Annotated in this window: 16 protein-coding genes and 1 tRNA gene; 8 read left to right on the top strand and 9 right to left on the bottom strand. The window is 62.7% G+C overall.

Features of this window, described 5'->3' with window-relative positions; genetic code table 11:
* The first annotated feature begins 2 nt into the window (after window positions 1–2).
* Entirely contained in the window at window positions 3–1,451 is a 1,449-nt protein-coding gene (locus YY7_RS0125145) for an NAD-dependent succinate-semialdehyde dehydrogenase (RefSeq protein WP_035690794.1), read from the top strand.
* 9 nt (window positions 1,452–1,460) lie between these two features.
* Here YY7_RS0125145 and YY7_RS0125150 read toward each other — a convergent pair whose 3' ends face one another.
* Window positions 1,461–2,486, bottom strand: coding sequence for a pyridoxal phosphate-dependent aminotransferase (locus YY7_RS0125150; protein WP_035690812.1), 1,026 nt, complete (start codon window positions 2,484–2,486; stop codon window positions 1,461–1,463).
* Between the two features lie 401 nt (window positions 2,487–2,887).
* Between YY7_RS0125150 and YY7_RS0125155 the strand changes: the two genes are divergently transcribed.
* Entirely contained in the window at window positions 2,888–3,358 is a 471-nt protein-coding gene (locus YY7_RS0125155) for a hypothetical protein (protein WP_155255309.1), read from the top strand.
* A 509-nt stretch (window positions 3,359–3,867) separates the two neighbouring features.
* Entirely contained in the window at window positions 3,868–6,606 is a 2,739-nt protein-coding gene (locus YY7_RS0125165; protein ID WP_210164707.1) for a cation-translocating P-type ATPase, read from the top strand.
* 72 nt (window positions 6,607–6,678) lie between these two features.
* Here the strand turns inward: YY7_RS0125165 and YY7_RS0125170 are convergent, their stop codons facing one another.
* Complete coding sequence (locus YY7_RS0125170; RefSeq protein WP_028165667.1) at window positions 6,679–7,581, bottom strand: polyphosphate kinase 2 family protein; 903 nt, start codon at window positions 7,579–7,581, stop codon at window positions 6,679–6,681.
* Window positions 7,582–8,082: 501 nt separating this feature from the next.
* Between YY7_RS0125170 and YY7_RS0125175 the strand changes: the two genes are divergently transcribed.
* The 3 genes from YY7_RS0125175 to YY7_RS0125185 are packed head-to-tail and all read left to right on the top strand — an operon-like array spanning window position 8,083 to window position 12,722.
* A complete protein-coding gene (locus YY7_RS0125175) occupies window positions 8,083–9,102 on the top strand; it encodes a TRAP transporter substrate-binding protein (protein WP_028165668.1) in 1,020 nt (339 codons plus the stop codon).
* A 44-nt stretch (window positions 9,103–9,146) separates the two neighbouring features.
* Complete coding sequence (locus YY7_RS0125180; protein WP_028165669.1) at window positions 9,147–11,045, top strand: TRAP transporter large permease; 1,899 nt, start codon at window positions 9,147–9,149, stop codon at window positions 11,043–11,045.
* 27 nt (window positions 11,046–11,072) lie between these two features.
* Window positions 11,073–12,722, top strand: a complete 1,650-nt coding sequence (locus tag YY7_RS0125185) for an acyl-CoA synthetase (protein ID WP_028165670.1) — start codon at window positions 11,073–11,075, stop codon at window positions 12,720–12,722.
* A 114-nt stretch (window positions 12,723–12,836) separates the two neighbouring features.
* Here the strand turns inward: YY7_RS0125185 and YY7_RS0125190 are convergent, their stop codons facing one another.
* The 7 genes from YY7_RS0125190 to YY7_RS0125220 all read right to left on the bottom strand — a co-directional run bounded on the left by YY7_RS0125190 (window position 12,837) and on the right by YY7_RS0125220 (window position 20,593).
* On the bottom strand, window positions 12,837–13,643 hold the full coding sequence (locus YY7_RS0125190; RefSeq protein ID WP_028165671.1) for an MBL fold metallo-hydrolase: 807 nt from the start codon (window positions 13,641–13,643) through the stop codon (window positions 12,837–12,839).
* The gene (locus tag YY7_RS0125195; protein WP_028165672.1) at window positions 13,640–14,431 is read right to left on the bottom strand and encodes a TatD family hydrolase; all 792 of its coding nucleotides are present in this window, start codon (window positions 14,429–14,431) and stop codon (window positions 13,640–13,642) included. Before YY7_RS0125195 ends, YY7_RS0125190 begins: the two co-directional genes overlap by 4 nt.
* Window positions 14,432–14,445: 14 nt before the next feature.
* Entirely contained in the window at window positions 14,446–16,416 is a 1,971-nt protein-coding gene (gene metG / locus YY7_RS0125200) for a methionine--tRNA ligase (RefSeq protein WP_245287381.1), read from the bottom strand.
* Between the two features lie 58 nt (window positions 16,417–16,474).
* Window positions 16,475–17,515 carry a DNA polymerase III subunit delta' gene (locus YY7_RS0125205; protein WP_028165674.1) on the bottom strand — a complete coding sequence of 347 codons (1,041 nt, stop codon included), beginning with the start codon at window positions 17,513–17,515 and terminating at the stop codon, window positions 16,475–16,477.
* Window positions 17,512–18,198: a dTMP kinase gene (gene tmk / locus YY7_RS0125210; protein WP_028165675.1), complete on the bottom strand. Its 687-nt coding sequence runs from the start codon at window positions 18,196–18,198 to the stop codon at window positions 17,512–17,514. Before tmk ends, YY7_RS0125205 begins: the two co-directional genes overlap by 4 nt.
* A 1-nt stretch (window position 18,199) precedes the next feature.
* Window positions 18,200–19,459: a D-alanyl-D-alanine carboxypeptidase family protein gene (locus YY7_RS0125215; RefSeq protein WP_035690796.1), complete on the bottom strand. Its 1,260-nt coding sequence runs from the start codon at window positions 19,457–19,459 to the stop codon at window positions 18,200–18,202.
* 240 nt (window positions 19,460–19,699) lie between these two features.
* Entirely contained in the window at window positions 19,700–20,593 is an 894-nt protein-coding gene (locus YY7_RS0125220) for a septal ring lytic transglycosylase RlpA family protein (RefSeq protein WP_035690798.1), read from the bottom strand.
* Between the two features lie 924 nt (window positions 20,594–21,517).
* Here YY7_RS0125220 and YY7_RS64785 point away from each other — a divergent pair.
* A complete protein-coding gene (locus YY7_RS64785) occupies window positions 21,518–22,255 on the top strand; it encodes a hypothetical protein (protein WP_028165679.1) in 738 nt (245 codons plus the stop codon).
* 275 nt (window positions 22,256–22,530) lie between these two features.
* Window positions 22,531–22,620: transfer RNA gene (locus YY7_RS0125245), tRNA-Ser, on the top strand.
* Window positions 22,621–22,731 lie beyond the last annotated feature (111 nt).

The raw sequence follows: 22,731 nt of genomic DNA on the forward strand, positions 1-22,731 counted from the left end.
GTATGGCAGTGGACTATCCTGAACTGAGGCTGTTCGTCGGCGGCCGATGGATCGGCCTTGACGCGCGAAAGGGCGAGCCGGTCTACAATCCGGCGACGGGAGGTGTCCTCGCCGAGCTCCCGCATGCGACCGAGGCCGATCTGGACGAAGCCTTGGTTGCCGCGGCCGCAGGTTTCGAGCGGTGGCGGCGCACGTCTCCGGTCGAGCGGGCGCGGGTGCTGCAGCACGCGTCGGCCCTGATGCTCGAGCGGCGGGACCAGATCGCGACGCTGATCACGCTGGAACTCGGCAAACCGATCGCCGAAGCAAAGGCCGAAGTCGAGCAGGCCGCGGGAATCTTCAGCTGGAATGCAGAGGAGGGGCGACGCGCCTACGGGCGGGTCATTCCGCCGCGAACGCGAGGGGCCATGCAGTTCGCTTTGCGCGAACCGATCGGTCCCATCGCCGCTTTCGCATCCTGGAATGCGCCGGCAATTACGCCGTCGCGGAAGATCAGCGGCGCGCTCGCCGCTGGTTGCTCCGTGATCATCAAGGCGTCGGAAGAAACGCCGGCGACCGCACTTGCCATTGCCGCACTGCTGCAGGAGAGCGGTCTGCCGGATGGGGTGCTGAACGTCGTGTTCGGCAATCCCGCGGAGATATCGGCGAAGCTGATCGGCTCTCCGATCATTCGCGGCATCACCTTCACGGGCTCGACCTCGGTCGGGAAACAGCTCGCATCGCTGGCGGTGCAGGGCATGAAGCGAATGACCCTGGAACTCGGCGGTCACGCACCCGTGGTGATTTTCGAAGATGTCGATCCCGAGGCCGTGGCACTCTCCGCGGTAACGGCGAAATACCGGAATGCGGGGCAAGTGTGCACGTCACCGACGCGGTTCTACGTGCATCGCGCGATCCACGATCGCTTTGTCGCGCGTTTCGCCGAGCTCGCAAGAGCCATCAAGGTCGGAAACGGCCTCGATCCGGCGACGAGAATGGGCCCGCTGGCCAATGCGCGCCGGTTGGAGGCGATGGACCGTTTCCTCGATGATGCCCGCTCGCGGCAGATCGCCGTTCCGGTCGGCGGCAACCGGATCCGAGGCGAGGGATGCTTCTACAGCCCGACCTTGATCGCGAATGTCGATGAGGACTGCCTGGTTTCGAACGTGGAGCCGTTCGGCCCGATCGCCGCGACAACCGCGTTCGACTCGGCGGAAGACGCCATCCGTCTCTGCAATCGGCTCCCGTTCGGACTTGCGTCTTATGTGATGACCAACGACATGCGCAATGCCGGCGCCATGATCGATGGCATCGAGGCGGGCAACGTCATCGTGAACCATTGGCAGGCATCGCTGCCGGAGACGCCGTTCGGGGGCTACAAGGACAGCGGCGTCGGCTCGGAAGGCGGGGCCGAAGGACTGCAGGCCTTTCAGAACATCAAATATGTGAGTGAGCATAGGCATCCGTCCTAACGGCGCAGCTCAGGTCGGGCGCAACAGGTCCGCGACAGCTCGCCGGGCGATCGCGTTTTCCTCCGGCAGGCCGATCGAAATGCGCACCCAGGTATCGAGCGGCGGATAACTACGACCGATGTCGATGCCTTGTGCTGCGAGCGCGGACGCAATGGCTTGTTGCGGCCGGCCGGAGTTGAAGAACACGAAATTGCCCTGCGATTCCGTGAAGCGAACCTTTCGTTGCCGGAACAGCTCGTACCAGGCATCGCGCTCGACCGTGACCTTTGCGCGAACTGACGGCACATAATCTGTATCTTTCAGACTGGCGTTTGCAGCGACCAGGCTGAGCCGATTGAGGCCGAAAAATGCGCCGATGCCGAGCTGCTTCACCGACTTGGCCAACTCGGCGGGCGCCAGCGTGTAGCCGATGGCAAGGCTGGCGAGCCCGTAGATTTTCGCGAATGTCCTGAAGACGGCGACCTGATCGCCGTTGCGAACGAGGCCGGCGACGGTTCGTTTCTCGAAATCCGGCGTGAATTCGAGATAGGCCTCATCGACGATGACGAGCGTGCGCTTGGAGAGATCGTGCACGAATTCGATGAACTGCGCCGCCTCGCTCACCGTGCCGCTCGGATTGTGCGGATTGACGAGATAGACTGCGCGTGTCCGTCCATTGACCTTGCCGGCGATGGCGGGGAGGTCGTTCTCGAGTCGGTCGTTGAGGGGAACGCCGACTACGATGCCGCCGGCGGGCGAGACGGCATCGACCAGCGCAGTATAGCCGGGCTCGGAATAGATGAACTCGCCGCCCGTACCGCCGCGGGCCGACAGATACAGGCCGAGCACGTCGAGAATCTCGCCGAGTACGACCTGCTCGGCAGCAACATTCTCGTGCGCGGCAATCGTCTGCGTCAGCTCGGTGAGTTCGTCGCCGGTATAGCGGCTGAGACCGGTCAGGTGGGCCTTGATCGCCTCCACCGCCCGGGGCGAGGGACCGAACGGATTTTCATTCAAGGAGAGGCGAATTCGATCTTGTTTCGATGCATTGGCCATGGCTGGATACAAAAGACTGCTGGTTGCGGCCGCACTGATCAGCAGCCAATCGCGTCGAGAAAGCTCCGTCAGGGTGCTGCTCCTTACGGTCGATAGCGGTCGCAAAGTTGCGCCGGTCACCACCAACTATAAGCGAACAACGGGACGATCGAGAACACGTCAGACTGCACCGTCGCGCGATTGTTACGCGCGGTGAACTTACGTTGTCTACAGTCTTGATCTCGGATACGGTTCGGACTTCTCTCCGCGCGACACTCTCATTGTCGGGACCGACAACGAAAGGATTTTCGGATCGAACGAAAATCGACACACATCGGCGAATACAAACGGTGAATTTATTTTTCTCCGGTGCAAACTGCTGCGAACATTTCGACGTTGAGCACATGCAAAAGGAGGCAAGAATGAAGACAGTGATTGTGTTACTGTCGACGATTTTCCTGCTGGCCGTACCTGTGACGGCGCATTCCAAATCCGTTTTTGTCGCGAAAGTTCCTGGTGTCTGGCGCACGCCAAACGGCGCAGCCTTCCTGGAATTCCGTTCCAACCCTGATCTAAATCGCGCGTGGGTATCAGCGACCTTATGCGATAAATACGTTAATGGAGATTGGGCAGCGTCCGAATGCAAACCATACAACAGCTACAAGATTAGAGTTGCTGGCCTTTTCTACGATCGTTCGTTAGGTGCAATCCGCCTTGGCAAGCACGTGTGCGCCTGGGTGGAAGATGGACTTGTGCGGCCGATCTTTCGGCAGACGGGCCAGTGCAAACTCAACATAGGCACGGTTCGCCAAGACTACAGAGATGGCTTTGATACGTACTGGCGACCGACGGATGTGATCACCATCCAGCTAAATGATGGAACCGGCAGATAGGTCGAGCGGCGCGCCTTGCGGAAATACTGTCTCGCTCTCGTGCAGCACAACGAGAGGAAGGCGAGGGCGACGCGAACCGAGCGCGTTGGCGCTAGGTCAGCGTTGCTGACGTGTCAAGGCGTGTCAATCGACCAAGAATCTCGGCGAGCTGCGATGCAAGCGAGAGGTAGAAAGCTCACCACACGGCTAGATACGTTGCCTTGGTGAGCGTTCGTTACATCGTGGGGTGTTCGGATCTTTACGAACGAGAAGTTCGTCGACGCGTTGCACCCGATATCGCTCGGTATCCGCTCGCGTGCTGTCGGCTGCATCGACCCTGGTCGTCGGCCTGGGCGGCAATTGCTCCTTGAGTTGTATTTGGCGAGGGACGGTGCGATGATGCTCGCGCTCACCGACGCGTACTTGAATGCGATCGTACCGGATTTGGTGCCGACTGCCAGCCTTGGACGATCGGTTTCTGGAATTCCAGATCGCAAGCTTTTCTTCCTTGCAGACCCATGAGCACAGCAGTGAATGCGAACCCGGTCAGCGAGATTGTTGCCTGGCACGCGATATCTCAACAAGAGGTCGTGGAGCGACTCGGCACCAGCCGGGAGAAAGGTCTCGATCCGGCTGAGGCCGCGGTCCGCCTTCGGAAATACGGGCCAAACCGTCTGCCGGAAGGCAGGAAGGAGGGACCGTTTGCCCGGTTTCTCGCGCAGTTCAACAACATCCTGGTCTACGTGCTGCTTGCCGCGGGATTCACCAAGTTGATGCTGAACCTTTGGGTTGATGCGGCAATCATTTTTGCCGTGGTCATTCTCAACGCGCTGCTCGGGTTCATTCAGGAGGGCAGGGCCGAGAAGGCACTGGACTCCATCCGCAACATGCTGTCCGCGGAGGCGCGGACGGTGCGCGGTGGCGAGAGCCGCATGATTGCTGCGGAACAACTTGTTCGGGGCGACGTCGTGCTCCTGGAGTCGGGTGACAAGATTCCTGCAGACCTGCGGCTCATCGAGACAAAGAACCTGCGGACCGAAGAGGCCGCCCTCACTGGCGAATCGGTACCGGCGGAAAAGAGGGTCGATGCAGTACCTGCGAACGCAACGGTCGGGGATCGCGAGAGCATGGCGTTTTCCGGCACCATGGTCACGTCCGGTCGCGCGACCGGAGTGGTCGTCTCGACCGGCAGCGAGACCGAGCTCGGCCGCATCAACCAGCTGCTCGCCAATGTCAGTGCGCTCGAGACTCCGTTGCTGCGCCAGGTCAAGAAATTCGGCTACGCCATCACCGCTGCGATCGGGGTGATCAGCGTCCTGATATTCGCCTACGGGAAGTGGGTGAAGGGTATGGACTTTGTGGAGTTGTTCCAGGCTGTTGTCGGCATCGCGGTATCGCTTATTCCGGAGGGACTACCCGCGCTCATCACGATTACCCTGGCCATCGGCGTGCAGCGCATGGCGCAGCGCAACGCCATCATCCGGCGATTGCCCGCGGTCGAAACGCTTGGATCGGTGTCGCGGATCTGCTCGGACAAGACGGGCACGCTGACGCTTATGGAAATGATGGTGGTGTCCGCCGTTACGGCTGAGTCAGCATATCAAATTACAGGCGACGGTTATTCGCCGAAGGGGGAGATCAGAAAGGACGGAGAGGCCGCGGGCAGGGAGCCGGTACTCGCGCTCATGGGGCGGGTCTCGTTGCTCTGCAACGATGCGGAGCTGTTTCTGGAGGAAGGCCGCTGGAAAGTGGAGGGCGATCCGACGGAAGGGGCGCTCTATCCGTTCGCGGCCAAGCTCGGTATGGATCGGCAGGCAGAGCAGGCAGCAGCTCCGCGGATCGATGCCATTCCCTTCGAATCCGAGCACAAGTTCATGGCGACGCTCCATGAGGCTGCGAGCGGCGAGCAGGTGCTCCTGGTCAAGGGCGCCCCGGAAGTGATCCTCGATCACTGCGATCGCCAGCAGACCGCCGACGGCCAGCCGAGGCCCCTCGACCGCGAGCACTTCTTGAAACAATCAGACGGGCTTGCGGCTCAAGGCGAACGTGTGCTGGCGCTGGCGTGGCTCGAGAATCCGAATCTGAAGGCCGGCGGTCTCACCGCGGCCGACTTGCCACGGACGCTCGTCTTGCTCGGCCTGATCGGCTTGCTGGATCCGCCGCGCAAAGAGGCCATCGAGGCTGTGAGGGAGTGCCACGGCGGTGGCATCCGGGTCACCATGATCACGGGCGATCACAAGATCACCGCCGCGGCCATCGCCAAGATGCTCGGTCTCGGCGACGGGAAGACGGCGATCACGGGCACCGAAATCGAGGGTATGGACACCGCGACGTTGCAGGAACGCGTTCGCACCGTTGATGTCTTCGCGCGTGCCAGCCCTGAACACAAGCTGCGCCTTGTGAAGGCTATTCAGGCCAATAACCAAATCGTGGCGATGACAGGCGATGGCGTAAACGACGCGCCTTCGCTCAAGAAAGCCGACATCGGCGTTGCCATGGGTATCAAAGGCACCGAGGTGACGAAGGAGGCCGCCGGGATGATTCTGGCCGACGACAACTTCGCCTCGATCTCGGCAGCCGTGAAGGAGGGGCGCACGGTCTACAACAACATCGAGAAGGCCATGCTTTTTCTGTTGCCGACCAACGTCGCGCAGGCAATGGTGATTGCGTCGGCCATCTTCCTTGGCTTCACCATGCCGATCACCGCCCCGCAAGTCCTCTGGGTCAATATGGTGACTTCGGTCGCGCTTGGCCTGGTCATCTCCTTCGAGCCGCACGAGATCGATGTGATGCAGCGGCCGCCGCGCGCGGTGGATCGCCCGATCGTCACAGGATTCGGGATTTGGCGGATCGTCTTTGTCGGCTTGGCGCTCCTTGCCTACACCTTGCTGGCATTCTTCTGGATGAAGGCCGAGGGCGCTTCGGACGGACTGGCGCGGACGGTCGCCGTCAATGCCATCACGATCGGCCAGGTCTTCTATCTCTTGAACAGCCGCTATCTGCTCGACTCGTCGCTCGACGTCAGGGCGCATATGGGCAACCCGTACTTGCCGCTCGGGATCGTTGCCGTGGTGATCCTGCAACTGATCTTCACTTACACGCCGCCGTTCCAGGCGACGTTCGGCAACGAATCTATCCCGTTATGGGTCTGGCCCTGGCTGCTGGCAGGCGGTCTGGTGTTCTTCCTCGTCGTGGAGGCTGAGAAGCTGATCATTCGCTCGTCGGGCTCGCTGCGGAAGGTTGTCGTCGCTGCCGAAGCTGGCCCATGACTGATCGCAGAGCCTTGGATCCCAGAGCCTTGGATCTCAGAGCCTTGGATCTCAGAGCCTTGGACAAAGGCGTCAGGCTTCGCGCGCAAGCTCCGCACGCGCGGCCGCCAGCTCCTTCTTCTGGCCCGCGCTCAGCGTCGGGTATGCAAGGTCAAGCTGCTCGACCGCCTCCACGATCGCCGCGGCGACGACAAGCCGGGTGAACCACCTGTTGTCGGCTGGTACCACATACCACGGCGCGTGCTCCGAAGCCGTGACCCGGATTGCATCTTCAAACGAGCGCATGTAGTCGTTCCAGAACTTGCGCTCGTGGATGTCCGAAGGGGAGAACTTCCAATTCTTCTCCGGCTCGTCGAGGCGCTTCATGAAGCGCTTTTTCTGCTCCTCGCGCGAAACGTTCAGGAAAAACTTGAGAATGACCACGCCCTGCCGCGTCAGATAGTCCTCGAAATGCGTGATGTCGGCGAGCCGTTCGTCCCAGATCCGCTTGCTCATGAACCGCGGAGGCAATTTCTGCCGCTCCAGGATATCCTCGTGCACGCGCACAATGAGGACTTCCTCGTAATAGGAGCGATTGAAGATGCCGATCCGCCCGCGCTCAGGCAGACGCTTGACGTAGCGCCACATGAAGTCGTGGTCGAGCTCTTCCTGTGAAGGCTGCTTGAACGAGTAGACCTGACAGCCTTGCGGATTGACCCCCGACATGACGTGTTTGATCGTGCTGTCCTTGCCAGCGGCATCCATGGCCTGGAAGACGAGCAGCAGCGACCAGCGATCCTGCGCATACAGCATGTCCTGTTCTTCCGCGAGCCACTGAGTGCCGCGTTGAAGGAGGTTGGCGGCTTCACCCTTGTCCATCTTCAGGCCGCGCGTATCGCCGGGGGCGAAATCCTTCAATTGAAAGCCCTTGCCGTTAGCGACGCGGAACGGGTGGGTGTACTTCTGGATTTGGTCGAGAATCTCTTTCCTCGGCATAGCGAGACCTCCCATTTGTGAAGAGACAATCTCGCTCGGTCGGCTAGACGCCGCAATGCTCGGCCTCAGTGATCGGGCAGCTCGGCACGATCTGGAATTCCCGGGCCGATCGCCAGCGCGGGAGCAATAGCAGGGAGGGCGTGCAGGACTCGCGTGAACGGACCGCAGAAAATCGGGAGAGCGCTACAACAAGAGTTCGAGGCTATGGTCTATATCGAATTCGCATAAGGTATATTATGGAATATATTTATATACAATCAGATCAAAGATTTAGGCGAACTTCCTGATAGAAACGCCAATCTGGCGCCTCAGCGCCAGCTTCCCGTCAGGCAATCCGGAGCGACCGCATTGGCCAGTCCGCATGTGAGCATCCAGCCGTCCGCCGCCCTGTGTGAAAGCCTATATTGCCGCCGGCTCCAGACGCTGCAATAAGCGCCAGCGAGATTGCTTGCCGACCCGCGGCACGGACAACAACAAGCCTCATAAAGGGAGCAAACCAAGATGAGCTTTTCACGACGCGCGCTACTGAAGGCATCGGCTGCCTCGGCCGTTTTGGGCGGCCTTGGCGCGCCATTGGTGGCCCGCGCGCAAGCCGCCGAGTTCACCTACAAATACGCCAACAATCTGCCGGACAGCCATCCCATGAACGTCCGCGCCCGCGAGATGGCGGCGGCGATCAAGACCGAGACCAATGGCCGCTTCGACCTGCAAGTCTTCCCCAACAACCAGCTCGGTTCCGATACCGACGTGCTGAGCCAGATCCGTTCCGGCGGCGTCGAGTTTTTCACGCTGTCCGGCCTGATTCTGTCGACGCTGGTGCCGGCGGCATCCATCAACGGCATCGGGTTCGCGTTCCCGGACTATGACACGGTCTGGAAGGCCATGGATGGCGGGCTGGGCGCCTATGTCCGCGGCGAGATCAAGAAGGCCGGGCTCGAGGTGATGGAAAAGATCTGGGACAACGGGTTCCGCCAGACCACGTCGTCGACCAAGCCGATCAACGGTCCGGAGGATTATAAAGGCTTCAAGATTCGCGTGCCGATCTCGCCCTTGTGGACCTCGATGTTCAAGGCGTTCGACGCCGCCCCCGCCTCGATCAATTTCAGCGAGGTCTATTCGGCGCTGCAGACCAAGATCGTCGAGGGTCAGGAGAACCCGCTGGCGATCATCTCGACCGCCAAGCTGTACGAGGTGCAGAAGTACTGCTCGCTGACCAACCACATGTGGGACGGCTTCTGGTTCCTCGCCAACCGCCGCGCCTGGGAGAAGCTCCCCGAGGACGTCAGGACCATCGTCGCCAAGAACATCAATGCGGCGGCCGTCAACGAGCGTGCCGACGTCGCCAAGCTGAACGCCAATCTGCAGCAGGAACTGGCCGGCAAGGGTCTCATCTTCAACCAGCCGGGCATCACGCCGTTCCGCGACAAGCTGCGCGCCGCGGGCTTCTATGCCGAATGGAAGGGCAAGTATGGCGACCAGGCCTGGGAGCTTTTGGAGAAATCCGTCGGCAAACTGTCGTAAGCTCCAGCGCGCCAACTCAATAATCTCTAGTGCAGGGGGCCGTGATGGCTCATGCCGAACTGAGCGAGATCATGGCCGGCGAGGCGGACCACTCCCCTCGCCGCCGTTCGTTCACGGAATCGCTCGAACACACCCTCGGACGGCTGGTCGAGATCCCGGCGGCGCTATTGGTCGTAGCCGAGATCGTGATCCTGTTCGCCGGCGTGGTTGCTCGCTATGCGCTGCACAGCCCGCTGATCTGGTCGGACGAACTGGCCTCGATCCTGTTCCTGTGGCTGGCGATGCTGGGCGCTGCGGTCGCGTTCCGCCGCGCCGAGCACATGCGGATGACCGCCGTCGTCGCCAATGCGCGTCCGGCGCTGCGGTCCTATCTCGATCTCGTCGCCACCGCCGCGGCGCTGGCGTTCCTGCTTCTGATCGCCTGGCCGGCCTACGAATACGCTTACGAGGAAAGCTACATCACGACGCCGGCGCTGCAGATCCTCAATAGCTGGCGGGCGGCGGCGCTGCCGACCGGGATCGGCCTGATGGCGCTGTTCGCGCTGCTGCGGCTCGCCCGCGCGGCCAATGTGCGGACGGTGCTGGCCGCAATCGCATCGGTAGCGGCGGTGATTGCCGTATTCTGGCTGCTCAAGGGCGTCTTGCGACCGCTCGGCAACCTCAATCTCATCATCTTCTTTGTCGGCGTCACCGGCTTTTCGGTCTTCGCCGGCGTGCCGATCGCGTTCGCGTTCGGGCTTGCGACCTACGGCTATCTGGCGCTGACCACTGGCACGCCGCTGATGGTGCTGGTTGGCCGCATGGACGAGGGCATGAGCCACCTGATCCTGTTGTCGGTGCCGCTGTTCGTCTTCCTGGGGCTTCTGATCGAGATGACCGGCATGGCGCGGGCGATGGTCGCCTTCCTGGCGAGCCTGCTCGGTCATGTCCGTGGCGGACTGCATTACGTGCTGGTCGGCGCGATGTATCTGGTCTCCGGCATTTCCGGCTCCAAGGCCGCCGACATGGCCGCCGTCGCGCCGGTGCTGTTTCCGGAGATGAAGGCGCGCGGCGCCCGTCCCGGCGATCTCGTCGCCCTGCTCTCCGCGACCGGCGCACAGACCGAAACCATCCCGCCGAGCCTCGTGCTGATCACCATCGGCTCGGTCACCGGCGTTTCGATCGCCGCACTGTTCACCGGCGGCCTGCTGCCTGGCGTGGTGCTGGCGATCACGCTGTCGGTGCTGGTCTGGTGGCGCTACCGCAAGGAGGACTTGCGGCACGTGAAGAGGGCGAGCGGCGCCGAGATTGGGCGGACACTCATCATCGCCCTGCCGGCGCTGGCCCTGCCTTTCGTGATCCGCTACGCCGTCATCGAGGGCATCGCCACCGCAACGGAAGTCTCTACGATCGGCATCGTCTACGCCTTTATCGTCGGCTTCTTCATCTATGGCCTTTTGATCTACCGCAATTTCGACTGGCGGCGACTCGTGCCAATGCTGGTCGAGACGGCTTGCCTGTCGGGTGCGATCCTCCTGATCATCGGCACGGCAACCGGGATGGCCTGGGGGCTCACCCAGTCCGGCTTCTCCCGGGCGCTCGCCGCGGCCATGACCGGCCTCCCCGGCGGCTCGGCAAGCTTCATCGCGGTGTCGATCCTGGCATTCGTGATCCTCGGCAGCGTGCTCGAGGGGATACCGGCGATCGTGCTGTTCGGGCCATTGTTGTTCCCGATTGCGCGCGCCGTCGGCGTCCACGAGGTGCACTATGCCATGATCATCATCCTGGCGATGGGCATCGGATTGTTCGCACCGCCCTTCGGCGTCGGCTATTATGCGGCCTGCGCCATCGGGCGCGTCGATCCGGCGGAAGGCATCAGACCGATCTGGGGCTATCTTCTGGCGCTGATGGTTGGACTGATCATCGTCGCGGTCTTCCCGTGGATTTCCATCGGGTTCTTGTGAGACTTTAATCTTTAATGGGATCGACCCATGAGCGCAGCCCAGAACCAGTACAATATCGGATTGGACAAGACGCCGGCCAACTACGTGCCGCTGACGCCGCTCAGCTTCCTGGCGCGTTCGGCCGCCATCTATCCCGACCATGTCAGCACCGTCTATGAAGGCCGTAGCTTCACCTGGGCCGAGACTTACGATCGCTGCCGGCGCTTCGCGTCCTATCTCGCCAGCCGCGGCATCGGGGTCGGCGATACCGTTGCGGCGATGCTGCCGAACATCCCTGCGATGAACGAACTGCATTTCGCGGTGCCGATGACCGGCGCGGTCTTGAACACGTTGAACATCCGGCTCGACGCGCCGTCGATCGCATTCCAGCTCGATCATGGCGGCGCCAGGATCATCCTGGTCGATCCCGAATTCGCCGGCGTCATCGCCGATGCGCTCAAGCAGATGAAAGGGCCAAAACCCTTCGTGATCGACGTCGATGATGCATCGTTCGATGGCGGCCAGCGCATCGGCGAGATCGAATATGAAGCGGCGCTCGTGCTGGGCGATCCCGCCTTTGTCGAGCGTCGGCCTGACGACGAATGGGAAGCGATCGCGCTCAGCTATACGTCGGGGACCACGGGCAATCCCAAGGGCGTGGTGACGCATCACCGCGGCGCCTATCTCAACGCCGTCAGCAACATTCTGGCCGGCAATCTCGGCCAGCATCCCGTCTATCTCTGGACGCTGCCCATGTTCCACTGCAACGGCTGGTGCTTTCCCTGGACCATAGCAGCCGCCGCAGGCGTCAATGTCTGCCTGCGCAAGGTCGAGCCCACCAGGATCTTCGAACTGATCGCCAAACACGGCGTCAGCCACATGTGCGGCGCGCCGATCGTCTACAACGTGCTGATCAATGCGCCGGACGCGCCGAAGGGTGGGCGCGCAAAGCCCGTGATTGGATTGATCGCAGGCGCCGCCCCGCCGGTCGCCGTGCTGGAAGGCGCCGAGCGGATCGGCATCAAGCTCACCCATGTCTATGGCCTGACCGAGGTCTATGGCCCCGCCTCCGTCTGCGCCGAGCAGCCCGGCTGGGACGAATTGCCCGCCCCGCAGCGCGCTCAGATGAAACGGCGACAGGGCGTGCCCTACCCGCTCGAGGAGGCCGTCACCGTGCTCGATCCGGCCACGATGCAGCCCGTGCCGCACGACGGCGAGACCATCGGCGAAGTCATGTTCCGCGGCAACATCGTGATGAAGGGCTATCTGAAGAACGAGAAGGCGACGCAGGAAGCCTTCGCCGGCGGCTGGTTCCACACCGGCGATCTCGGCGTGCTCGATCAGCACGGCTACGTCATCATCAAAGACCGCTCCAAGGACATCATCATCTCCGGCGGCGAGAACGTCTCCTCGGTCGAGGTCGAGGACATTCTCTACAAGCACCCCGCGGTGCTGTTTGCGGCAGTGGTCGCCAAGCCCGACCCGAAATGGGGCGAAGTGCCCTGCGCCTTCGTCGAGCTCAAGGAAGGTGCGCAGGCGACGGAGGCAGAGATCATCGCCTTCTGCCGCGAGCAGATGTCCGGCTTCAAGACGCCGAAGGCGGTCGTGTTCGGCCCGATTCCGAAGACCTCGACCGGCAAGATCCAGAAATTCATGCTGCGCAACCAGGTCGGATCGGCAAAGGCGATCACGGCGTAACTGGCGGTCATTCCGGGGCGATGCGTAGCATCGAACCCGGAATCTCGAGATTCCCCGACGCGCAATTGCGCACCTGAGGTCTGGTCCTTCGGACCATCCCGGAATGACCTCAGCTCATCCCGCTTTGTCCAACACCAGCCGCATGCCGTCATAGGCCGGCACCACGCCCGCGGGCAGGCTTTGGCGGAGCACCTCGTAGTCGAGGTCGGCGTGCATGTTGGTGATGACGGCACGCTTCGGCTTGAAGCGGTCGATCCATGACAGCGCGTCGGCCACGCTGAAATGGCTGGAATGCGTCACATAGCGCAATCCGTCGACGATCCAGAGATCGAGGTTCTCCAGTGCCGGCCAGCTTTCCTTGGGAATGTCATGCAGATCGGGCGTGTAGGCGGCATTGCCGACGCGAAAGCCGAGCGCGGGAATCCTGCCGTGCTGGACCAGGAAGGCGGAAAGCTTGACCGGACCGCCCTTCCCCTCGGTCGTATGGCTCTCGCCCGCCTCGATACCGTGACGCGTCAGGATTGGCGGATAGTCGCTGCCCTCGGGCGAGATGAAGCAATAGGAGAACCGCGCCATGATGTCCTTGGCGGTCGACTGGTTGAAGTAGACCGGAATGCGTCGGCGCTGATGCATCACGACCGAGCGCAGGTCGTCGATGCCATGGGTCTGGTCGGCGTGCTCATGCGTGAGGAAGACCGCGTCGATGTGATCGACGTTGGCGTCGATCAGTTGCTCACGCAGGTCGGGCGAGGTGTCGACCACGATCCGCGTGGTGCCGTGCGCGCCGTTGCGCTCGACCAGCAGCGAGCAGCGGCGGCGGCGGTTCTTCGGATTGTTCGGATCGCAGGCGCCCCAACCGAGCGCCGGGCGCGGCACGCCGGCGGAGGAGCCGCAGCCCAAAATCGTCAACGTGAGCGTCATGCCCCCTCTTTCGGAGCCGGCACTTTGGAGAACAGCCGGAAGAAGTTTTCGGTGGTCTGTCGCGAGATTTCCTCGAGCGAAACGCCGCGCGTCTCGGCAAGGACCTTGGCGACCTCGACCACGTAGGAAGGCTCGTTGCGCTTGCCGCGGAATTTGCCGGGCGCGAGATACGGCGAGTCGGTCTCGACCATGATGCGATCATCAGGCAGCTCGGCCGCGAGCGCCCGCAACGCCTCCGATTTCTTGAAGGTCAGGATGCCCGTGAACGAGATCGACAGGCCAAGCGAAATCGCTTTCATCGCGAGTTCACGCCCGCCGGTGTAGCAATGCAGCACCGCCTTGAACGGTCCCTTCGCCACCTCGTCTTCCAGAATGCGGCCGCAATCCTCGTCCGCCTCGCGGGTGTGGATCACGAGCGGCAGGCCGGTGGCGCGTGCAGCGGAAATATGCGCGCGGAAGCCGCGCTCCTGCGCCTCGCGCGAACCGTGCTGGTAGAAGTAGTCGAGCCCGGCCTCGCCGAGCGCCACGACCTTCGGATGCCTGGTCAGCTCGATCAGTTCGGCCGGCGCAATGCCGTCTTCCTCGTCGGCCTCATGCGGATGCGTGCCGACCGAGCAATAGACGTTCGGAAAACGCTCGGCGATCATAAGCAGCCCATCGAGCCGCCGCACCCGGGTCGAGATCGTGACCATGCGCCCCACGCCCGCTCCCTCGGCCCGCGCGACGATGGCGTCGAGATCCTCGGCAAAGTCAGGAAAATCCAGGTGGCAATGGCTGTCGACCAGCATGTCCTTCCAACCGCTCAATCGGTCTTTGGTTCGACGTAGCGAGGGAACACGCCGACCGGCGGCGGCAATTGGACGCCCGGCTTGAGCCGCTCGCCAAAGGCTGCGAATTGGCGCGATTTATGATCGTCCCTGGGAATGCCCAGACTGTCGAGCAGCTTGGCCGAGGCTTCCGGCATCACCGGCTGCGTCAGGATCGCGATCTGGCGCACGACCTCCGCGGTCACATACAGCACCGTCTTCTGCCTGATAGGATCGGTCTTGGCCAGCGCCCATGGCGCTTCGCCCGCGAAGTAGCGGTTGGCTTCGGCCACCACGGCCCACACCGTGTTCAGCCATTGGTGGATCTGCTGGGTCGCCATCGCATTTCGCGACGCCTCCAGCATGTTATCTGCCTGCGCCAGAATCGCCTTGTCATTGTCCGAGAACTCGCCGGGCTCCGGCAGCACGCCGTCGAGCTGCTTGGCGATCATCGACAGCGAGCGCTGCGCCAAATTGCCGAGATCGTTAGCAAGGTCGGCATTGATGCGCGCGACGATGGCCTCGTGGCTGTAATTGCCGTCCTGCCCGAATGGCACCTCGCGCAGGAAGAAATAGCGCATCTGATCGACGCCATATTGGTCCGCGAGGTTGAAGGGATCGACGACATTGCCGACCGACTTCGACATCTTCTCGCCCCTGCTGAACAGGAAGCCATGGGCATAGACGCGCTTCTGCACGGGGATGCCGGCCGACATCAGGAAAGCGGGCCAATACACCGCGTGGAAGCGGATGATGTCCTTGCCGATGATGTGCACATCCGCCGGCCAATAGCGCCAGTTTGCATCGTTCTCGTCGGGATAGCCGACGCCGGTGATGTAGTTGGTGAGCGCATCGACCCAGACATACATCACATGCTCGGGGTCATTGGGCACCTTGACGCCCCAGTCGAACGTCGTGCGCGAGATCGAGAGATCCCTCAGCCCGCTCCTGACGAAGCTTATGACTTCGTTGCGGCGTGAGTCCGGTCCGATGAAATCGGGCTGGCTCTCGTAGAGATGAAGCAGTCTGTCCTGGTACGCGGAGAGCTTGAAGAAGTAGCTCTTCTCCTCGACCCACTCGACCGGCGTGCCCTGCGGTCCGCGGCGGACATTGTCCTCGCCGACGACGGTCTCGTCCTCGGCGTAATAGGCCTCGTCGCGCACCGAGTACCAGCCGGAATAGCTGTCGAGATAGATGTCGCCATTCGCCAGCATGCGGTCCCAGATCGCCTGCACCGAGCGGTGGTGCGCCGGTTCGGAGGTGCGGATGAAACGGTCGAACGAGACGTTCAGCCGCTCGTCCATTTCCTTGAAGCGGGCGGCGTTGCGGGTCGCGAGTTCGTGCGGCGTCAGTCCCTCGCCTTGCGCGGTCTGGATCATCTTCTGGCCGTGCTCGTCGGTGCCGGTCAGGAAGAACACGTCCTTGCCGTCGAGCCGCTGGAAGCGCGCCAGCGCATCGGTCGCGATCGCCTCATAGGCGTGGCCGATATGCGGCTGGCCATTGGGATAGGCGATCGCGGTCGTGATGTAGAACAGGTTGCCGCGATCGGTCGCAGGCGCGGGGTTAGCGGCGGGATCGGGTTGCTTTGGCTTTGGCTTTGGCTTTGGCTTTGGCTTCGGCGCCTTCTTCGCCACCGGCGCGGGCGCGGGGGTGCTGGCCTGCTCCGGAGCAGGAACCGGCTTTTCTGTCGCGGTCTTCTTCGTGGCTTTCTTTGCCGATTTTTTCGCGGGCTTCTTGGTCTTGGCAGGCGTCTTCTTGGTCGTTGCCTTCTTGGCAGTTGCCTTCTTGCCCGCGGCTTTCTTGACGGCGGTTTTCTTCTTGGCAGCTTTCTTCACGGCCGTCTTGGCGGTCTTTTTCGCCTTCTTCGTAGTCGCCGTCTTCTTTTTCGCGCGCGTTTTTACCGCGGCCTCGGCGGCGCGACGTGCTGCCTTCTTCGTCTTTTTCTTCTTCGAAGCTTTCCGAGCCACAACGAATTCCTCAAGGTGCAGTTCAAGCGAAAATGATCGGGATTGGTGAAACGGCGGATTACCGCACGGCTTCCGCGAGCATCGAAAACACCGAGAACACCAGCGGTTTGCGTTCCAGATTGTATGCTTCGGTGTCGCGCGCGGCGAGGACGATCTTTTCCCATACCTCCGCCAGCCGTGCAAGGCGCGGCAAATTGGCGTTGGGATCGCCCGTGCGCAGTCTGTCGCTGATCCAGCGTTCGACGCCCTCGATGAAGGCCGCGAGCGCCACGCGATCGCTGAGGCCCAGCGAATCCGCGAGCGCATGCAGTTCGCGTGGATCGACCTGCGGCAATGTCGCAAGCAGCGCCGCGGTCTTCTGCTGCAGCTTCAGCGCGTCGCCGCCGAGAAGGTTCAGCGCCCGCGCCACGCTCCCCTCCGCCGCTGCGGCGGCCTCGATCAGCGCCGGATCGTCGGGTGCCATTTCGGCGGCCGCGGAAGCGGCGTGGATCACGTCATCGGTATCGAGCGGCCTGAGCAGCAATTTACGGCAGCGGGACAGGATCGTCGGCAGCACCCGCGACGGCGCGTGGCTGACCAAAAGGAACAGCGATTGCTGCGGCGGCTCCTCGAGAATCTTCAGGAGCGCATTGGCCGCATTCGGATTGAGCTCGTCGACGGTATCAACGATGCAAACGCGCCAGCCCTCGACCGCAGCCGTCGAGCCGAAGAACGAGATGGTTTCGCGGGTCTCGTCGACCGTGATCACCGTCCGCAGCACGCCGCGGTCGTTGAGCCCGCGCTCCAGCACCAACAGCCCGCCATGAGCACCCGCCGCGACCTGCCGTGCCACCGGATCCTGCGGATCGACCGCCAGCGTCTCCGCCTGCTGCACGGAAGGCGCGAGCGGATCGCGGTGCGCCAGCACGAAGCGCGCCATGCGATAGGCCAGCGTCGCCTTCCCGATGCCGGCCGTGCCGCCGATCAGCCAGGCGTGCGGAATGCGGCCCGAGCGATAGGCCGCGAGCAGCGCGGTCTCCGCCTCGCGATGCCCGAAGAAATCGGGCATCTCGCGCGGATGCCGGACCGCGATCTCCTGCTCGACCTTGCGCGCGCTCATGCGTGGCTCGCCGCCAGAATTGCTGTGAGGAGGCGCTCGCGCAACACATGCCAGATGCGCTCGGCGACCGCATCGGCGTCGGCATCGGCATCGATCAGCAGGCAGCGCTGCGGGTCTTCGACCGCGAGCTGCCGGTACGCCTCGCGCAAATCCTGATGGAACTGAACGTCCTCGGACTCGAAGCGGTCGGGCGCCGCGCTGCCGCGCCGTGCCGCCGCCCGCTTCAGGCCGACTTCCACGGGCACGTCGAGGATGAAGGTGAGATCCGGCTTGAGGTCGCCGATGGTGACGCGCTGCATGGCGCTGACGAGGCCGGGCGGCACCTGTCCGAGCCGGCCCTGATAGACGCGCGTCGAATCGAAAAAGCGGTCGCAGAGCACCCAGATGCCCTGATTCAGCGCTGGCCGGATCACGGTGCGGACGTGATCATCGCGCGCGGCCGCGAACAGCAGCGTCTCGGCGTCGGGCCCGAGCAGCTTGCCCATGCCCGACAGCAGCAGATGGCGGATGATCTCGGCGCCCGGCGAGCCGCCGGGCTCGCGGGTGACGATGGTGCGCAGCTTGGTCCCGTTCAGCCGCTCGGCGAGCCGCTTGATCTGGGTGGATTTTCCGGACCCCTCGCCGCCTTCGAACGTGATGAAACGCCCGCGCAAGGATGGTCGTTTGGCCCTCGCCTTTGCCATATCAGAGCTTCTCGACGCCGGCGCGGAACATGCCGATGACCAGCTCCTGGGCGCCGTCGAGCGCCCGGCGCACGGTCGATCCCGTGCCGATCGCGTCCGCCGCATAGACCGGCGTTTCCACGGCGAGATTGCCGCTCCGCCAGACCCTGACGACGCCGATCTGTTGCCCGGCCTGGATCGGCGCCCGCACCGGGCCGTTATAGACCACGCGCGCGAGCAGCTTCTCATTGCCGTTCTTCGACACCATCACCTTGATCGGTTCGGGGCTCGTCAGCTTCACCGAGCGGCTTTCCCCGCCGAACACCCGGGCGTAGCCGATGGTCTGGTTGGCGGCGATCAGCGTGCGGGTCTCGAAGCTGCGGAAGCCCCATTCCAGCATCTTCTTGGCTTCGCTTGCGCGGTCATCGGCGTCCTCCAGCCCGTTGACCACCACGATCAGCCGCGTGTCGTTCTGCACGGCCGAGCCGACCATGCCGTAGCCGCCTTCCTTGGTGTAGCCGGTCTTCAGGCCATCGGCGCCGCTCAGCGAGTTCAAGAGCGGATTGCGGTTGAGCTGACGGATCTTGTTCCAGGTGAATTCCTTCTCGCCGAACAGCTTGTACATGTCGGGATAGGTCAGGATGATATGGCGCGCGAGCTTCGCCAGCTCGCGGACGGTCATCTTGTTGCCGGGGTCAGGCAGGCCGTTGGAATTGGCGAAGGTCGATTTGGTCAGCCCCAGCTCCCGGGCGCGCTTGGTCATGAAGTCGGCCGCAAACTCGCGCTCGGTGCCGGCGATGCCCTCGGCGAGCGCGATGCAGGAGTCATTGCCGCTCTGGATGATCGCCCCGTGCAGGAGGTCGTCGACCGAGACCTTGCTGTGGATGGCGGCGAACATCGTCGAGCTGCCGGAGGGCGCCCCGCCCCGTCGCCAAGCGTATTCGCTTATCTTGTATTCGTCGGTCAGCTTGATGTCGCCGTTCTTGAGGGCGTTGAAGACGACTTCCGCCGTCATCAGCTTCATCATGCTGGAGGGCGCGCGGAGCTCGTCGGCGTTCTTCTCGAACAGCACGCTGCCCGAGGACGCCTCGATCAGGATCGCGGTCGGCGCATCGCCGTCAAACCCGCCCTCCTCCTTCTTGGCGCCCTGCACGCTGTTGTTGGCGGCATAGACCGCGGTGCCGAAGCCGATCGCAAGCGCGACCGCAGCCGCCGTCAGCGCGCGCCAAGGTGAACACCAGGGCCGGCGCGCCGGGAAAGCGGATCGAGAAGCAGCGATCATCGGCGATGTCCTGAAACGGGGGCCTTCTACCAGTTGGAAGTACCGCAAACAACTGAGGTTTTGGCCGCAAGGCCGGAGCCGGCGCGCACTCCCGCAGTGAAAATGATCCTATCGCGTAAGCCGCGTCGGTTCCTTGAAGCAAATCCGGCAAAGACGGCGGAAACGCGTACGCCTGAACGGCTCGAAGCTGCAGCCGGCGCTGATCAGGTTTCTTAGGATAAGCGCGTGAAGCTGTTGATTTTAGTACAGCCCGCGACCGCTCAGCACTTCCGCCGGACCGCGCGGATCAATCGGGACATAGGCCGAGCCGGCATCGCTCGCAGAGCTGCCATTGGCGTCATATGACACCTGCCGCAGATTCGCGGTGCCCCGCCCGCGCCCACGGCTGGAGGCGGACATTTCCGAGGTCGCATTGGTCGAGGCGTAATCGGCCGACGTATTGCCCAGCGAATAGGGCCGCCCCTCCGGCAGCGGAACCTCGCCGCGGATGTGGCCAGCCGAGGACGACATGTCAGGCACGAACGGCCGGGCCGAGGCGATCCGGACCGTGGACGGCGACGGCGCCGGCACGCCGCTGCGCAGCGTCGCCATCAACTGGCGGTCGTCGGAGCCCTCCAGCGGCGCCCGTCCGACATATTCAACGCGGACGCGGGCCACGCCATGGCCTTTGAATTCAAGCAGTTCGGCGGCTTTGTTGGAGACGTCGATGAGGCGGTTGCCGTGATAGGGGCCGCGGTCGTTGACGCGCACGATCAGCGACTTGCCGTTCCGCAAATTCGTCACCCGCGCATAGGAGGGCATGGGCAGCGTCGGATGAGCGGCGGTCAGCGAGGCCATGTCGAACACTTCGCCATTGGCGGTCAGCCGACCGTGGAAATCATCGCCATACCAGGAGGCCATCCCCTCCGCGCGGTAGTTGGCGTCCTCCTCCGGCACATACATGCGCCCGGCCACCATGTAGGGCTTGCCGACCCGATAGGTGCCGCCACCCTTCGGCACTGGTTCGCCGAAGGCGACCACGCGCGGGCTTGCGGAAACACCGTATTTCGGATCGACGCGGCTCGCGAACTTGTTCGAGGAGGCGCAGTTGGCGAGCACCAGGCAAGTCGCGACCGCAGCCACTCCCCGCGCCATCGCTCGAATCGGATATTGCCGCTTCCCCATCGACCCCAACTACCACGCTACCGGACGCGCGCCCACTTGCGAGGCCTCTTCGCGTCACTGATCCCCACGATGCGGCCCACCTTCCGCATCAGAACGTGAGGATATCGCAACCGGAACACGGCGGAAATGGGGAGAGCCGTACCATGGTAAATTCTCAGTTGCGCCCTCCCCGGCATTCTACGGGCAAAGCTGTCCCGCTTTCACACATCTGTTGCAGCAAATCATCACTTCACGGCCGATCGGAGCCTTGCCCGCAGGATTCTTTTGACTGTGCAAGGCCGCGGTCGTTCTCTCCCTCGTGCGCAGGGGGCGCAAAGGAAGTTCTGAAATGATCGAGACGGTTACGGCGGTGATGGGCCTGGTGAGCGCGGGGATTTTTCTGGCCCATGCCTATGAGGGTTTTCGCACCCGGGCGTAAAGCCCAACGCGAAATGGAAAGACGCATCACCTCTTTCCCGAAAGGTAAGTTCGTAAAGCTTTAATAGATTCGGACGAGCATCGGAGTGTAGCAGGTGCATCATGCGCAAACACGACTTGGTCTCCGACGGATTCCTGACGCTCACAGCAGCAAGCTTCGTGCTGCTGTGCTCGAGCCTGCTGGCCTTCGCGCTGAGCTAGGCTAAGGCCACGCCTCCCCGGGGCATTCCGGGCCGATCGTGCTGCGCTCTCGTTTCGACGTGCGCGGCCTTTGCAGTTTTCGCACAGTTTTTTTGATCTCGCCTTCCCTGCGCGGCGGTCGCCAGACCGTCCTTGATCTTCGCCTCCCAGCCTGAGACGAACTGTGCAAGCTCCTTAGCGAGGCTTACGCGCATTACTCCACGCCATAAAAACCACCGCTCTCTTGATCTCGCGCGCCGGTTGGGCTTTGGGTATGGCAGGTTTGGGGGAATTCCAATGCGTAAATTGTCGATCGTGGCGTTGTGCGCCACGCTGGCGGGTTGTGTCTCGGCCGGCGAAACCGTTTCATTCAAGACGTCGAACCCGCAACAGCAGGCCTTGATGCGCGACGGCCAGCCCGCGCTGGTGTCGCGGCAGAAGAATTCGCTGGTGCTGGTCCGTCCAGCGGCGCGGCAGCTTCAGGCCAACGGGCGACCTGTGTTTGTGGTCGGCATCAACAATCTCGGACGTCAGCCCGTCGACTTCCGCGTGGCCCAGGTCGAGGCCGTCCAGCATGTTGGCGGACAGGATTTCGGCATGCAGGTCGTCACCTACGAGATGCTGGTCCAGGAGGAGAAGAACCGCCAAGTAGCGGCCGCTATCTTCACCGGTCTTGCGGCCGCCGGTAATGCGTATAGCGCCTCACAGGCTGGCCATGGTCACTACAGGACGCCCTCCGGTCGCACCGGCACTTTCTACAGTCCGACCGCTGCAGCGATCGCCCGGGAAAACGCTGCGGCACAGAATGAGGCGATGATCGAAGCCACGATCGAAACCGGCCAGCGCAATATGGCTGCGCTGGAACAAGCGGTCATCAAGGACAATACTCTGATGTCGGGTGAATGGTACGGCGGCCAGCTACACTTGGCACCGCCGACCGACCAGGGCGGCGGAGCGAAGACCTACACCATCGTCATCACCGTTGGCAGCGAGCGCCATGTGATCGATGTCTCGCAAGGGCCAGCGGGCGTCTGATCGACGAACCGAAAGCGGCACCAAGCGCTACTCCAAGGCATGGAGCGACCTGCCAGTTGCTCCGTGCCGGCGTGGATGCGGTCACAATTTCCAAGCGTCTCGGGCACGCCAAGCCTGATATCACCTTGCGCATCTACGCCCATTTGTTCAGAAAGGACGACGGCAGGTGGCAGCGGCGATCAACACGGCGCTGAATCGCCAGGCTGCCAATCGGGTGCCGATTTTGCGGTTTGTTCCATTGAAACGTCCCGCTAAGCACTTGAAAACATTGGCTTGGAAGGGTGGCCGAGTGGTTTAAGGCACCGGTCTTGAAAACCGGCGTGCCCGCAAGGGTACCGTGGGTTCGAATCCCACCCCTTCCGCCAGTACAGTGTTCTCCGTTGTTCTCCACTGTTCGGAATCCCCAGTAAAATCAGCGCTTTCGTCGGCAGGCTGTATTCCTTAGTTCGCCGTCGTTCCTCACAATCAAAGCGCAA

The sequence above is a fragment of the Bradyrhizobium elkanii WSM2783 genome (assembly GCF_000472865.1).
Taxonomy (GTDB): domain Bacteria; phylum Pseudomonadota; class Alphaproteobacteria; order Rhizobiales; family Xanthobacteraceae; genus Bradyrhizobium; species Bradyrhizobium elkanii_A.

Excerpts from the sequence above, each read along its gene's own strand:
- YY7_RS0125150 (WP_035690812.1), bottom strand. The coding sequence starts at position 2,486 with ATGGCCAATGCATCGAAACAAGATCGAATTCGCCTCTCCTTGAATGAA.
- YY7_RS0125175 (WP_028165668.1), top strand. The coding sequence starts at position 8,083 with ATGAGCTTTTCACGACGCGCGCTACTGAAGGCATCGGCTGCCTCGGCC.
- tmk (WP_028165675.1), bottom strand. The coding sequence starts at position 18,198 with ATGGCAAAGGCGAGGGCCAAACGACCATCCTTGCGCGGGCGTTTCATC.
- YY7_RS0125215 (WP_035690796.1), bottom strand. The coding sequence starts at position 19,459 with ATGATCGCTGCTTCTCGATCCGCTTTCCCGGCGCGCCGGCCCTGGTGT.
- YY7_RS64785 (WP_028165679.1), top strand. The coding sequence starts at position 21,518 with ATGCGTAAATTGTCGATCGTGGCGTTGTGCGCCACGCTGGCGGGTTGT.
- YY7_RS0125155 (WP_155255309.1), top strand. The coding sequence starts at position 2,888 with ATGAAGACAGTGATTGTGTTACTGTCGACGATTTTCCTGCTGGCCGTA.
- YY7_RS0125170 (WP_028165667.1), bottom strand. The coding sequence starts at position 7,581 with ATGCCGAGGAAAGAGATTCTCGACCAAATCCAGAAGTACACCCACCCG.
- YY7_RS0125195 (WP_028165672.1), bottom strand. The coding sequence starts at position 14,431 with ATGCTGGTCGACAGCCATTGCCACCTGGATTTTCCTGACTTTGCCGAG.
- YY7_RS0125190 (WP_028165671.1), bottom strand. The coding sequence starts at position 13,643 with ATGACGCTCACGTTGACGATTTTGGGCTGCGGCTCCTCCGCCGGCGTG.
- YY7_RS0125220 (WP_035690798.1), bottom strand. The coding sequence starts at position 20,593 with ATGGCGCGGGGAGTGGCTGCGGTCGCGACTTGCCTGGTGCTCGCCAAC.
- YY7_RS0125185 (WP_028165670.1), top strand. The coding sequence starts at position 11,073 with ATGAGCGCAGCCCAGAACCAGTACAATATCGGATTGGACAAGACGCCG.
- YY7_RS0125205 (WP_028165674.1), bottom strand. The coding sequence starts at position 17,515 with ATGAGCGCGCGCAAGGTCGAGCAGGAGATCGCGGTCCGGCATCCGCGC.
- YY7_RS0125145 (WP_035690794.1), top strand. The coding sequence starts at position 3 with ATGGCAGTGGACTATCCTGAACTGAGGCTGTTCGTCGGCGGCCGATGG.
- YY7_RS0125180 (WP_028165669.1), top strand. The coding sequence starts at position 9,147 with ATGGCTCATGCCGAACTGAGCGAGATCATGGCCGGCGAGGCGGACCAC.